At 34.5% G+C, this 13711-nt stretch carries 15 protein-coding genes; 9 read left to right on the top strand and 6 right to left on the bottom strand.

The annotated features are described in order from the left end of the window. Nucleotides 1-235 precede the first annotated feature (235 nt). From QO200_RS08300 to QO200_RS08275, 6 genes are all read right to left on the bottom strand, one after another. Nucleotides 236-802, bottom strand: a complete 567-nt coding sequence (locus QO200_RS08300; protein WP_371538613.1) for a YceI family protein — start codon at nt 800-802, stop codon at nt 236-238. Between the two features lie 35 nt (nt 803-837). Then, nucleotides 838-1470, bottom strand: coding sequence for an NAD(P)H-dependent oxidoreductase (locus QO200_RS08295; RefSeq protein WP_371538612.1), 633 nt, complete (start codon nt 1468-1470; stop codon nt 838-840). Nucleotides 1471-1480: 10 nt separating this feature from the next. Further along, nucleotides 1481-1936: a MarR family winged helix-turn-helix transcriptional regulator gene (locus QO200_RS08290; protein WP_371538611.1), complete on the bottom strand. Its 456-nt coding sequence runs from the start codon at nt 1934-1936 to the stop codon at nt 1481-1483. A gap of 360 nt (nt 1937-2296) precedes the next feature. Further along, nucleotides 2297-4159: an ABC-F family ATP-binding cassette domain-containing protein gene (locus QO200_RS08285; RefSeq protein WP_371538609.1), complete on the bottom strand. Its 1863-nt coding sequence runs from the start codon at nt 4157-4159 to the stop codon at nt 2297-2299. Between the two features lie 230 nt (nt 4160-4389). After that, a complete protein-coding gene (locus QO200_RS08280) occupies nt 4390-5661 on the bottom strand; it encodes a DUF445 domain-containing protein (protein WP_371538608.1) in 1272 nt (423 codons plus the stop codon). A 191-nt stretch (nt 5662-5852) separates the two neighbouring features. Continuing rightward, on the bottom strand, nt 5853-6821 hold the full coding sequence (locus tag QO200_RS08275; protein ID WP_371538606.1) for a T9SS C-terminal target domain-containing protein: 969 nt from the start codon (nt 6819-6821) through the stop codon (nt 5853-5855). Between the two features lie 161 nt (nt 6822-6982). On the opposite strand from QO200_RS08275, the gene QO200_RS08270 reads away from it, so the two are divergent. The 9 genes from QO200_RS08270 (at nt 6983) to QO200_RS08230 (ending at nt 13669) form a co-directional block, all read left to right on the top strand. Further along, nucleotides 6983-8146: a glycosyltransferase family 2 protein gene (locus tag QO200_RS08270; protein ID WP_371538605.1), complete on the top strand. Its 1164-nt coding sequence runs from the start codon at nt 6983-6985 to the stop codon at nt 8144-8146. An 84-nt stretch (nt 8147-8230) separates the two neighbouring features. Further along, nucleotides 8231-9541: a dihydrolipoamide acetyltransferase family protein gene (locus QO200_RS08265; protein WP_371538603.1), complete on the top strand. Its 1311-nt coding sequence runs from the start codon at nt 8231-8233 to the stop codon at nt 9539-9541. A gap of 173 nt (nt 9542-9714) precedes the next feature. Continuing rightward, on the top strand, nt 9715-10485 hold the full coding sequence (locus tag QO200_RS08260; protein ID WP_371538602.1) for an exonuclease domain-containing protein: 771 nt from the start codon (nt 9715-9717) through the stop codon (nt 10483-10485). 123 nt (nt 10486-10608) lie between these two features. Continuing rightward, nucleotides 10609-11220 carry a fumarylacetoacetate hydrolase family protein gene (locus QO200_RS08255; protein WP_371538600.1) on the top strand — a complete coding sequence of 204 codons (612 nt, stop codon included), beginning with the start codon at nt 10609-10611 and terminating at the stop codon, nt 11218-11220. Beyond that, complete coding sequence (locus QO200_RS08250) at nt 11220-11564, top strand: Hpt domain-containing protein (protein ID WP_371538598.1); 345 nt, start codon at nt 11220-11222, stop codon at nt 11562-11564. Before QO200_RS08255 ends, QO200_RS08250 begins: the two co-directional genes overlap by 1 nt. Nucleotides 11565-11666: 102 nt before the next feature. After that, on the top strand, nt 11667-12920 hold the full coding sequence (locus QO200_RS08245; RefSeq protein WP_371538597.1) for a CinA family nicotinamide mononucleotide deamidase-related protein: 1254 nt from the start codon (nt 11667-11669) through the stop codon (nt 12918-12920). A gap of 72 nt (nt 12921-12992) precedes the next feature. After that, nucleotides 12993-13229 carry a 50S ribosomal protein L28 gene (rpmB, locus tag QO200_RS08240; protein WP_007138096.1) on the top strand — a complete coding sequence of 79 codons (237 nt, stop codon included), beginning with the start codon at nt 12993-12995 and terminating at the stop codon, nt 13227-13229. A 29-nt stretch (nt 13230-13258) separates the two neighbouring features. Next, nucleotides 13259-13441, top strand: a complete 183-nt coding sequence (gene rpmG / locus QO200_RS08235) for a 50S ribosomal protein L33 (protein WP_016988713.1) — start codon at nt 13259-13261, stop codon at nt 13439-13441. Nucleotides 13442-13516: 75 nt separating this feature from the next. After that, a complete protein-coding gene (locus QO200_RS08230) occupies nt 13517-13669 on the top strand; it encodes a DUF4295 domain-containing protein (RefSeq protein WP_371538595.1) in 153 nt (50 codons plus the stop codon). Nucleotides 13670-13711 lie beyond the last annotated feature (42 nt).

Genomic DNA, 13711 nt, shown 5'->3' with positions numbered 1-13711 from the left:
AGTTGATAATACCATAGGAGCTTAGTTCACGACGTTTGACGTAAATTGTTCCACCACCAAGTATTGTTCATTGTTGTTTTCATATGACAAAGATATAAATGTAATTTGGTTTTTCAATCGGAAAGGAATAAAAAAAAACTAAATTTTTCGTCTTTTTTGTTAGATTATTTTTCAGCAAGTAATAAAAAACCCCAGCAAATACGTGCAGGGGTTGATGTATTTATTTTGAAAAATATTAGAATTTTAGGGCTACTGCCAATTCAAAATCATCAGAAATTGCTTTGTCTCCTAAATTGTCAAAGAAACTTCCTGAACCATATTTAATGTCATATTTAGTTCTGTCAACTTTGAAAGCTGTTGTAGCAGTATTTCCATTTACAGTAATATCAAACGTTACTGGATTTGTACTCTCTTTTATAGTCAAGTCTGCCGTTACAGTATATACGGTTTTAGATTTAGCTGCGATAGTTTTGAAAACTAAAGTCGAAGTTGGGAATTTTTCAGTTCCGAAGAAATCTGCTGATTTCAAGTGACCGTTTAATTTTCCTTGGTACTCACCAGAAAGATCTGTTGAAGTTAATGAAGTCATATCAACCATAAAAGTTCCGCCAGCTAATTTGTCTCCTTTGAAGATTAAAGTCCCACTTTTTAGGTTTACAGTACCATTATGTTGTCCTGTTACTTTTTTTCCTACCCAGCTGATTGTGCTTGTTGAAGCATCAATTTTTTTTGTTTGTGCTGCTACTGATAGAGTAGAGAATACTACAGTTAATGCTAATGCAATTGCTTTTAAATTTTTCATGAGTTTAATTTGTTTAATTTGGTTTGAAATAATAATTAGAGTGTAATAAATAGATCCTCGTTTGATTTTCTAACTTTTTTGTAATGTTGAGTAGCATCTTCATCATGTCGATAACCCAAAGTTGCTAATAAAGAAGCGGTAAGACCTAATTTGTCTAAACCTAATATTTCGTTTACTAACTCAGGAACGAAACCTTCCATAGGAGTAACATCAATTTTTAGTTCGGCAGCCGCATTTAATAAGTTACCCATTGCTAAATAGGTTTGTTTTGACGCCCATATGTTTTTTGAACTGTCATCAAGCGTTATTATTTTTGACTTCATGAAGTCTGAGTATCCAGTTAATGAATCAATTGGGATGTTTCTGGTAGCACTTATGTTTTCTACATAACTATCAATAGATTTTTCCGCTATTTGAGTTTCATTTGCAAAAACGATAAGATGTGAAGCTTCCACTATTTGAGCTTGTCCCCATGCAGCAGGTTGGATTTTAGCTCTTAATTCTGGGTTTTCAACAATGATAATTTTGTATGGTTGTAATCCATAAGAAGAAGTACTTAAACGGATTGCTTCTTTTAAAGTATTTAAATCTTCAGTGTTTATTATTTTGCTGGCGTCAAATCTCTTTGTTGCGTATCTCCAATTCTGATGTTCTAAGAAAGTACTCATAATTTATATTTTATTGATTTCTGTATTTTTCTAATAGTGTATTTAATTGCTCTAATTCTTCGTCGTTTAAATTCTTAGAGAAGTGTTGTTCGTGATTAATTACTTTAGGGTCTAACTCCTGTAAAAGGTTCAATCCTTTTTGCGTAATCAAAACCTCAATTTTTCTTCTGTTTTCGGGGCAAACTTTACGGGTAACCAACTCTTTTAATAATAATTTATCTACCAGACGGGTGGTGTTACTCGTTTTGGCAATCATGCGCTCTTGGATGACACTCATATTAGCTGGGTTTCCTTTTTGTCCTCGTAGTATCCGTAACACATTGTATTGTTCCCCAGATAAGTCATACGGTTTCAAAATTTCATTGAATTTCTCATTGACTACATTTTGCGTATACATTACATTGAGGATAATTCGTTTCGAATTATTCAAAATGACTGTAGTTTTTATAATGTCTTCAATTTTCATACCAACACGTTTTTTATTTGTTGGTACAAATGTAACACTTATTTTATTTGTATATACAAGTGTCTTCTTGTTTTTTTGTTAAAATAATTAAAAGTGCCGTTATTTTAATCAAGATTTAGCTTTATACATTTTTCCCTAACCAGATTGCTTTTCGAAGCAGTCTGAATTTATAAGACATGTAACGTCCTTTTCTTTTCAAACATAAAGGTTATTAGTTTATAAATTGGCACTAGGCTGTTTGTTAACTGCAATTTTTCTTATTAAACCGTAGCGTGCTTTTTTTACTTAAAAAATAATCCCAACACGTACAGCAATAGAGCTGTAAGTGTTGGGATTATAAATATACGGGATGACGTGTTTTTAGCCTTCTATCTTAGCCGAAAGCTCGAACCAGCGCTCTTCTTTATCTTCAATTTTATTGTTGATATTTTCTAGTTCTTTTGCTTTTTTTGAAATGTCGTTATCGGGTACTTTTCCGTCAGTGAATAATTGCTCAATTGCAATTTTTTGAACTTCTAAATCCTTGATTTCTTTTTCTATTTTTTGATATTCTTTTTGCTCGTTGAAAGTCAAATTCCCTGTTGGGTTATTTTGCTTCCAGTCTTTCTTTTCCGCTTTGTTTTCCTCTTTTTGAGCTACATCTGTACTGTCTTCGTAGGCTCTAAAATCAGAGTAGTTTCCAGGAAAATCTTCGACTACTCCATCACCTCTAAAGATGAACAAGTGATCCACAATTTTATCCATGAAATAACGGTCATGCGATACCACTAATAGACACCCAGGGTAGTCCAAAAGGAAGCTTTCTAAAACGTTCAGGGTCACAATGTCCAAATCGTTGGTTGGCTCATCCAAAATCAGGAAGTTAGGATTCTGAATCAAAACAGTACATAAGTACAAACGTTTCAATTCCCCACCACTCAATCGATCCACAAAATCGTATTGTTTTTTAGCATCAAATAAGAAACGCTCTAGCAATTGTGATGCTGAAATCATTCTTCCTTTCATCAACGGAATAAATTCTCCGTATTCCTTGATGACATCAATTACACGTTGTCCTGGTTTTGGGTTAATTCCACTTTGAGTATAGTACCCTAATTTTATCGTTTCACCAATCACCACTTTTCCACCATCAAGAGGAAGTGCACCAGTCAATAAGTTCAAAAAGGTTGATTTTCCTGTCCCGTTTTTCCCAATAATTCCAATACGTTCTCCCGGCTGAAAGTCGTAACTGAAATTATCCATGATCACATGGTCTTTGAATTTCTTAGAAATTTTGTGAAGCTCGATGATCTTGCTTCCCATACGCTCCATGTTGATCTCCAGCTCTACCTTGTTTTCCTTACGGCGGCTTTGTGCTTTTTCTTTAATGTCGTAAAAATCATCCTGACGCGATTTTGACTTGGTCGTTCTCGCTTTTGGCTGACGTCGCATCCATTCTAATTCTTTAACGAACAGGTTTTGAGCCTTGTCCACACTTGAATTTTCAGAAGCAATGCGTTCTTCTTTTTTCTCTAAATAGTAAGAGTAGTTCCCTTTGTAGGAATATAGTTTTCCATTGTCCAGTTCGATGATTTCGTTACAAACACGCTCTAAGAAGAAACGGTCGTGCGTTACCATGAATAAGGTAATGTTTTCTTTAGCAAAATAGGCTTCCAGCCATTCGATCATCTCTAAATCTAAGTGATTCGTAGGTTCATCCAAAATCAATAAGTCTGGACGGTTGATCAAAATGATAGCCAGTGACAAACGTTTTTGTTGTCCACCCGAAAGGTTTTTTACTTTTAGTTTGAAATCTTCCAACTTCAGTTTGAACAAAATTTGCTTGTATTGGGTCTCAAAATCCCAAGCATTGTGTTGGTCCATTCCGTCAAAAGCTTTTTGGTATGCTTCTTCGTCTTCGGGGTGTTCCAAAGCCTTTTCGTAGGCTTCAATTACTTTCAAAGTTTCATTATCCGAGGCGAAAATACTTTCCTCAATGGTCAGTTCGTCCTGTAGGTTATTGTTTTGTGATAAGAAAGCCATTTTGATTCCTTTTCTCAAAACTACCTGTCCAGTGTCTGATTCGTCTAAGCCATTAATGATACTCATTATGGTAGTTTTTCCAGAGCCGTTTTTGGCTATAAAAGCAATTTTTTGGTCTTTGCTAATCCCAAAAGAGATATTTTCAAAAAGCGTTCTCTCACCATAAGATTTCGAGATATTTTCAACAGATAAGTAATTCATGCTTGTAACTAGATGTATTTGTTATAATTAGAGGCTTTTTTAGTTTCCAATCGCTAATTAGTTGCCTAATTACGAGGAGCCAAAAAAAAACCACCGTGCAAAGGTAGTTTATTATTTTTAGGTTAAAATTATTTGCAAAGAAGAACTTTCTCGAATTCAGCCACTTTAAGTTGCTTAAATGAATATTTAGTGCGAATATTTGGAAGATTGTATGATTTTCTAGTCTTAAATTAAAGCAATTTTAGCAAAGCAAGCACAATACCTACTAAACCTCCTACGACAGCTCCGTTTAAGCGAATGTATTGTAAATCATTACCTACTTTGTCTTCAATTTGCTCCACCAGTTCTTTATTGTTAAGCTTCATCATACTGCTGCGTACCATATTTCCAATTTCACTGTGGAATTTCACCAACAGTTGCGAAACGGTTTCTCGTATCCACAGATTTATTTTTTGCTGAGCTGCTGCGTCTTCTTGTAAATCAGTCAGCATGCGATTAAGATTAGAAATCAAGAATTGCATCAACGGAGTATCGTTATTTTCTAGTTGCGCCGAAAGAGTTTCTTTAGAGCGAATTAAAAGTGTATGGATGACTTTTTCCTCTTCTACATGTTGCATAACACGTTCTTTAAGATTCTGGATGAGGTTGAGTGACTTTTCATCGCCAGACGTAAGTTGTTGCGCAAAATCAAGCAACCAGTCATCAAACTTGGCACGAATGGGGTGGTTAGCATCTGTTTTGGCTTCAGACATGAGCTCTTTTGCTTTAGTGAGAAGCTCGTCAGCGATAAGGTCTAAATCTATTCCACCGCTTTTCTCAGCTAAAAACAAGGCTGTTTTTTTAAAAAAACCTTTATCAGAGTATTCATCGGCTGCATCTTTGAGTTTAGAAAGAAGCAATTTTTTTGTCTCGGGGTTAGTAAGAGCGGTCGTGCTCTCCTCGATAATTAATTTCCATATTTGGTGATGGTCGCCATTTTTAATAGATTTTTCCAACCAAGTCCCTAGAGGGGAAGCTAAGTCTATACCTGCAATCTGTTCTCTTAGTATTTTTTGTAAGGCATCTGCAAATTTTGGATTGTCTAATTCATTTGCTAATTTTAAGACTATATTTTGAATTAAACCAATCGCATTCTGTTGGTTTTTTGGTTGTTGGATGAAATTTAAAATGGTTTTAGCCAAGTCGACTTCGTTTAATTTCTCGGCAATAATATCTGGGGAAAGCCATTTATTCGTTACTAAATCAACTATTCCTTCGGTCAGTTTTTCTCTGTTTTTAGCAATAATGTTCGTGTGTTTACGGACAAAGGGAATTGGAATTTCATGAAATAAAGCACTAACTGCAAACCAGTCTGCAAATCCACCGATAGTCGCCGCCTCAAAACCTGCTGTGACAATTTTCCATCCCTGATGACTGAGAATATCTAAACGCAGCAGTACTTCAAAAAGCACCAGACCTCCAAAGGCAACAAGTAATGAGATCGATCCGAGCTTGTTTTTCATGTTTTTTCGTATTTTTAAAAGACTCCTTAAGTAGTAGAAATGTAAGTAATTATAGTGGAATATTTTTGCCGAAATCTAAATTTTTTTAAAATTAAAAAGAATAAATAACTTTGATTACTTAAAAAAATATTTTATCGAGAGACTTCATATTCCTTTTTGCCAAATGGAAACGTGGATGAGTTATTTATAGTTTAGCGTTGAAGATAATGAGACAAAAAAGGACTTAAATCCAACTGATGCAATTGTTGGGGTATGGCTAAAAATGGTTTTCTTGTAAAATTTTCGTTAGTTAGATAATACTGCAGTCCATTTTTGGTAGTAATTCCTTCGATTTGATGAAAAGGAAGGGCTATTTTGATTTTTCGCTTATTGGCTGCAAAGAAATTTGAATGGTCGTAATCATAAAACAGATAGGCAAACGGAGACAATAATGTACTATATCCGCTAATGACAAGTAGGTTTTTATCGGGTACAATTGTAGCCGAAGTAATTAAGCCTTTTACATTAAAAGTATCTTTCAATTGTGCGCTATAATTCCCGGGCGTTTTTGGTATGACATATACTGCTGTTCTTTTTTGTTTCCATTGTTTTGTAAATAAATAGATGCTATCATCTAGAACAACAAAGGCTTCGCAATCAAAATTAGTAGTGTTGGACTTCAGTTTATTGAAGTTATTTTGGTCGGAATAATAGAATGAAATGGTATCGATTTTTGGAGTATTCCCTTCAATAGATTTTTTTTCAACTCTTAAAATATGCAGGTCTTTTCTGTTTCCTGAGACATTATTGCCAAAATCCCCAATGTAAAAATAGCTGCTGTCTTGCGTAATCTCCTCCCAGTCCTTGTTGCTTACGTTTTTAAGGGCTATTTTCTTTTGAATCACACCGAGAGTATCTATGCCATAGATTGTAGTGTCTTTATCGTCATTTGTCGTCCATAAAAGAGTGTCACTTAAAACTAAGCCTGATGTTTCATGAAGTACAGCTGCTAATTGTTTCGAATATTTCAGCTTCACTTTTGCCGAACGATATACGCAACTACCATCATTTATAGTTGCTGAGGGATTAAAGTTTTTAGACAGCGGGTCAGTACATCCCGAAATTTGGGCATGGATTTGATTGATGAAAAATACGAATGCTAATAAAAATACTTTTTTCAATGACTTGGAATGGATTTGTTACGGTGTTTTGTTTTCCAAAAGTAATTTTTTCCCGGGATTAAAATTAGTATTTGGAGGAATCATCATGTTTTATTTGGTCGACTACTGCGGTAGATGACTTTGCCGTTGTAATTTTGCATCTTAAAATATATCTTTGAAAAATGAAATTGTCAGTAATTATTCTCAACTATAACGTCCGCTATTTTTTAGAATTGTGTGTTTTAAGTGTTCAAAGTGCTTTAGAGCATGTTGACAGCGAAATAATCGTTGTCGATAATAATTCGCAAGATGACAGCGTTGAAATGATGAAGCGACGTTTTCCCAATATAAAACTCATTGAAAATAAAGACAATTCAGGTTTTCCAAAAGGGAATAATATAGGAGTTGGCAGTGCTCAGGGCGAATATATTTGCATTCTGAATCCTGACACCGTGGTTGCCGAGGATACTTTTACGAAAGTGTTGGCTTTTGCCGAAAGGCAAAACAACTTAGGAATAGTGGGGGTCAAACTCATTGATGGAGCAGGAAATTTTTTGCCTGAAAGTAAAAGGGGAGTTCCTACGATTTTTGTTGCTTTTACAAAAATGATGGGCTTGTACAAGTTGTTTCCAAAAGTGAATGCATTTGGAAAGTACTATGCTCAACATATCACAGAAAATGAAACAGCGAAAGTCGATATTCTCGTTGGTGCATTCATGCTGATGAAACGGGATTTATATCAGGAATTAGGCGGGTTTGATGAGAACTGTTTCATGTATTCAGACGACATAGATTTATCTTATAGAATGTTGCTTAACGGAAAGTTAAACTACTATTTTCACGAAACAACCGTGATCCATTATAAGGGGGAAAGTACTATTAAGGATGGGGTATATATGAAGCGTTTTCAGGAGGCGATGGAGTTTTTCTATAAAAAGCACTTCAAGGTTTCGACGTTTTTTTCATTTTTTATGAAAACAGGAATTCTATTCTTTTCTTTTATCAAAATGTTTCAAGGTAAGGCCAAAGTAAAAAAACTCCCACAGTCATATATTCTATATTCTTCTAATGATGAGCTAATTAACAAAATAACGTATATACTTCAAAAAAAAGTGCTTTTGCACGATTTGAAAACAGAAAAAATGGTAATTTCGTCAAAGATTTCATCGCTAACCAATACAGAAATGTTGCTGGATGGTCATTATATTTCTTTTAAAGAGATTATAAATTTTATAGAATCGTTAAAAAACAGGGGGATATCTTTTAAAGTGTTACCAAAAAGCACTGCTTTTTTTATTGGAAGTGATAATTCTAATGAAAGAGGAGTGATCGTAAAATTAGAGTGATAAATTGCACTAAATGTAATTTATGTTTAAAATATTTAGTAATTTCGCAAACTGAAAACAAAAACGCCTTCTTAGGTTAACAATATGGCAAAATTTGAATTAAAACTTCCTAAAATGGGAGAAAGTGTCGCAGAAGCAACTATTACAAATTGGTTGAAAGAAGTTGGCGATAAAATTGAAGCGGATGAAGCGGTACTTGAAATTGCAACTGACAAGGTTGATAGTGAAGTACCTAGTGAAGTTTCAGGTATTTTGGTAGAGCAATTATTTGGTAAAGATGATTTAGTTCAAGTGGGTCAAACCATTGCTATTATTGAAACCGAAGGTGGTGAGATGGTTGCTGTAGTTAAAGAGGCTGCAAGTCCAGAAGCTGTTGCTGAAGTAACTAAAACGGTTGATGCAGCTAAAGATAGCGTTGCAACAGCGACTGATTTTTCTGATTCGGATAAATTCTTTTCTCCCTTAGTAAAAAATATTGCTTTAGCAGAAGGTGTTTCTGTAGCTGAATTGGAACAGATTAATGGTACGGGAAAAGACGGTAGAGTTACTAAAAATGATATTTTAGAGTACGTTAAAAATAAAGGAAGTCAAGCTGTTGTTGCTCCGATAAAAACGGTAGAAGCTCCAAAAGCTGCGCAAGTAGCGGCTCCTGTAGCACAAAAAGCAGCACCTATTTCTGTAAACGGTGGTGATGAGATTGTTGAAATGGACAGAATGCGTAAGCTTATTGCGGGTTATATGGTCGCTTCAGTGCAAACTTCGGCACACGTTCAGTCTTTTATCGAGGTAGATGTGACTAATATTGTTAAGTGGAGAGAAAAAAATAAAAATATTTTTGAAAAAAGAGAAGGGGAGAAATTAACCTATACTCCAATATTCATGGAAGCGGTGGCTAAAGCATTGAAAGATTTTCCAGGTTTGAATATTTCGGTAGACGGTGACTATATCATCAAAAAGAAAAACATCAATTTAGGTATGGCTGCGTCATTGCCTAACGGTAATTTAATTGTTCCTGTTATTAAAAATGCAGATCAATTGAACTTAGTGGGTATGGCAAAAGCAGTGAATGATTTAGGAGGACGTGCTAAAGCAGGGAAATTGAGACCAGATGATACGCAAGGAGGGACTTATACTGTTACAAACGTTGGGACGTTCGGAAGTGTTTTTGGAACACCTATCTTGAATCAACCGCAAGTTGGGATTTTAGCTCTTGGAGCCATTAGAAAAGTACCTGCTGTTATAGAAACACCAGAAGGTGATTTTATTGGAATTCGTCAAAAAATGTTTCTTTCGCACAGTTACGACCATCGTGTTGTAGATGGAGCGCTAGGAGGTGGTTTTGTAAAAAGAGTTGCTGAATACCTAGAAGCATTTGATGTGAATAGAGATATTTAATATTGAAATAAATACATAATAGAGCCCAATAGATTTTTTAAATTTATTGGGTTTTGTTTTTTACAGATAGATTGCGACATCAAAAAGCTTTGTAATTTTAGAGGAAATTAATGCCTGATAATTGGTAAAACTCAGCTTTAAAATTTACATTTGTATGATAATAAAAACAAAAAATGGAACTCAAACTTAATAAACCAATCTGCTTTTTTGACCTTGAAACCACTGGAATTGATGTTGGAAAAGACAGAATTGTAGAGATATCAATATTTAAAGTTTTTCCTAACGGAAACAAAGAAAGTAAAACATGGTTAGTGAATCCTACGATTCCTATTCCGGCGCAAACCACTGCGGTACATGGAATAACGGATGAAAAGGTAGCGAATGAGCCTACTTTTAAAGAATTAGCTTCGCAAGTTCATGGCATGATAAAAGATTGTGATTTGGCCGGATTTAATTCTGACCGTTTTGATATTCCTTTGCTGGCAGAAGAATTACTTCGTGCAGGAGTTGATTTTGACATGAAAAATAGTGTTTCGGTAGATGTTCAAACGATTTTTCATAAAAAAGAAGAGCGTACGTTAAGTGCTGCTTTAAAATTCTATTGTGGGCAAAGTTTAGAAAATGCGCATTCAGCGGAAGCAGACACTATGGCGACTTACGAGATATTAAAAGCGCAGTTAGAACGTTATCCAGATTTGCAAAATGACATGAAAGCATTATCGGAATTTTCGACAAGAAAGAAAATTGCTGATTTTGCAGGAATGATTGCATTTGATAAAGAGGATAATGAAATATTTGCTTTTGGTAAGCACAAAGGAGTGAAGGTTGATAAGATTTTAGAAACAGAACCGGGCTATTTTAGTTGGATTCAAAATGCAGATTTCCCTTTGTATACTAAAAAGGTGTTGACAGCGATCAAACTTAGAAAATTAAATACGAAATAAGATAGGCGTTAGTCCTTAGTGGAAAGAAAAAAATAATTAGTTAACATTTATATAATTCCAAATTCATTGTTTTTGAACCAAACACAAAGCGCGACGTAATAACTAAGGACTAAAAAATAAAAAATGAAAATAATCTGTATTGGTAGAAATTATGCTAACCACATAGAAGAATTGCAGAACGAGCGGCCTACGGAGCCAGTTATTTTTATGAAACCCGATTCGGCGATTTTATTAAAACAACATCCTTTTGTAATCCCTGAATTTTCGGAAGATATTCATCATGAAATTGAAATTATTGTCAAAATAAATAAGGTTGGGAAATACATAGAGCCAAAGTTTGCTCATAAGTATTATGAGGAGATTAGTGTAGGGATTGATTTTACCGCCAGAGACTTACAAGCGAAGTTAAAAGCTAAAGGATTGCCTTGGGAAAAAGCCAAGGCATTTGACGGTTCTGCTGTAATTGGAGATTTTTTACCAAAAGAACAATTTAGTTCGTTAGAAAATCTTACTTTTGAGTTAACCAATAACGGTAAAACGGTTCAAATAAGTGATTCTAGCTACATGCTTTGGAAAATTGATGAGCTTATTTCATATGTTTCTCAATTTTTCACATTGAAAATAGGAGACATTATTTTTACGGGAACTCCAGAAGGGGTTGCTGCAGTGAAATCAGACGACGTGTTAGAGGGATTTTTAGAGGGACAAAAACTATTTAGAATACAAGTAAAATAATGGCTTTAAACTACAACCTTGCAAAAGTGTACGCGCTTTCGGATAATGACCCAGAATTTGTAAATGAAATTCTAACGTTATTCGTTACAGAAGTTCCAGAAGATTTATTGCAAATCAAAGAAGGAATTAAAAAGAAAGATCACAAGCATGCTTATGCTTATGCACATAAAATAAAACCAACCTTGGACTTGCTTGGGTTGAATGTTGCGTTTGAAGAAATTCTTCAGGTGGAAGCATGGACAAAAATTGAAGGAAAAAGAAAAGATATAGATCATACTTTCAAGAGTATAAAGTCTCAGGTTAAAGATGCGATCAAAGAGATAAAAAAGGATTTTGATTTGTAAAGTGCTATCAATCCTTATTTTTTAAACACTAAAATTCAACATTCAAATTATTTGGATGTTGAATTTTAGGTATAAAGCAAACCCTAAATCCATATCATAAAAATGAAAGCAACCATAGTTACTATTGGGGATGAAATTTTAATTGGTCAAATTGTTGACACAAATTCGGCTTTTATAGCCAAATCGTTAGATAAAATTGGCGTCGAAATCAACGAAATGATATCGATTAGTGACGATAAACAGCATATTTTGGATACGTTTGAGAAACTTCAAAATACGGTAGATTTAGTTATTATCACTGGTGGTCTTGGACCTACAAAAGATGATGTTACTAAAAAGACCTTTTGTGATTATTTCGAAGATGAATTGGTCGTGAATCAAACTGTTTTGGTGCATGTTACCGAGCTGATAGAAGGCTTTTATAAACGAACGATTACACAAATCAATAAGGACCAAGCGCTTGTTCCTTCAAAATGTACGGTACTCCACAATGCAGTAGGAACGGCTCCGGGAATGTGGATGAAAAAAGAGGGTACTGTTTTTATTTCGCTACCGGGAGTGCCTTACGAAATGAAGTATTTGGTTGAAAGCGAAATTATACCAAAAGTAGTACGAGAGTACAGTCGTCCCTATATCATACATAAAACAATTCTTACTTACGGGCAAGGGGAAAGTATGGTTTCAGAACGGATTGAAGATTGGGAAAACAATCTTCCAGCGTTTTTGAAGTTGGCTTATTTGCCAAGTCCAGGAAGCGTTCGTTTGCGTCTTTCAGCGAGAGGTACAAATAAAGAATTTTTAGAAAGCGCATTGGAACAGTACATTAGCTCTTTAAATGCGATTATAAACGATATAATTATTGGGTTTGAAGAAGAGGAAACGATCGAGTTCTTAGTAGGAAAAATGCTGAAGCAACAACAAAAAACAGTGGCTACCGCTGAAAGTTGTACTGGAGGTAAAATTGCTGCGGTGTTAACTTCGATAGCGGGCGCTTCTGCATATTTCAAGGGTAGCGTCGTTTCTTATGCTACGGAGGCTAAAATAGACGTTTTAGGGATTCCTGAGAGCGTTATAAAAGAGTTTTCTGTAGTAAGCAAAGAAGTGGCTTCGGCGATGGCTTTGCGCGTAAAAGAAATTATGAATACGGATTATGCAATTGCGACAACCGGAAATGCAGGACCATCAAAAGGGGATGAAAATGCCGAAATTGGAACTATTTTTATAGCAATCGCCACCCCGAATGCAGTTATTGTAAAAGAATATAATTTTGGCCAACCCCGTGAAAAAGTGATAGATAGGGCGGTGATTAAAAGTTTAGAAATGTTAAAGGAAGAAATTTTTAAAAATGTGCTGTAAATTTGTTGGTTTATAGGTTTATTTTTCTTTTCTTTGCACCCTGATTTTGAATAACGATAAAAGATAAGCATAATGTCAAGAGTTTGTGACCTTACAGGTAAAAGAGCGATGGTAGGAAATAACGTTTCTCACGCTATGAATAAAACTAAGAGAAAATTTTCTGTTAACTTAGTGAAAAAGCGTTTTTATCTTCCAGAAGAAGATAGATGGATTACTCTTAGAGTAGCAGCATCTACGGTAAAAACAATTAATAAAAATGGAATTGCTGCAGTTTTGAAAAAAGCTCAAGCACAAGGATTTATTAAATAATCTTTAAATTCTAAAAAAAAAATAGCAAGATGGCAAAGAAAGGTAATAGAATCCAGGTAATTTTAGAATGTACTGAGCACAAAACAAGTGGTGTGGCAGGAACTTCAAGATACATAACAACGAAGAACAAAAAAAATACACCTGATAGATTAGAGATTAAGAAATTTAATCCAGTTTTGAAACGTGTAACTGTTCACAAAGAAATTAAATAATAATTAGAGATTTTAATAAAAATCTGAAATGGTAACATTTGAAGATTATATTTAAATTTAAATAACATTTGAATCATGGCAAAGAAAACCGTAGCATCGTTACAAACATCTTCTAAGAGATTATCAAAAGCCATCAAAATGGTGAAATCTCCAAAAACTGGCGCTTATACATTCGTAGAATCTATAATGGCACCTGAACTAGTTGATGAATTCTTGAAAAAGAATTAATTAATAAAAGCATTATATAGAAAAGCTACTTTCATTCGGAAG

Source organism: Flavobacterium sp. Arc3, from assembly GCF_041431375.1.
In the GTDB taxonomy this organism is placed as follows: Bacteria; Bacteroidota; Bacteroidia; order Flavobacteriales; family Flavobacteriaceae; genus Flavobacterium.
Note: the sequence above shows the minus strand (reverse complement) of the source record. Positions and strands in the feature narration are given on the sequence as shown.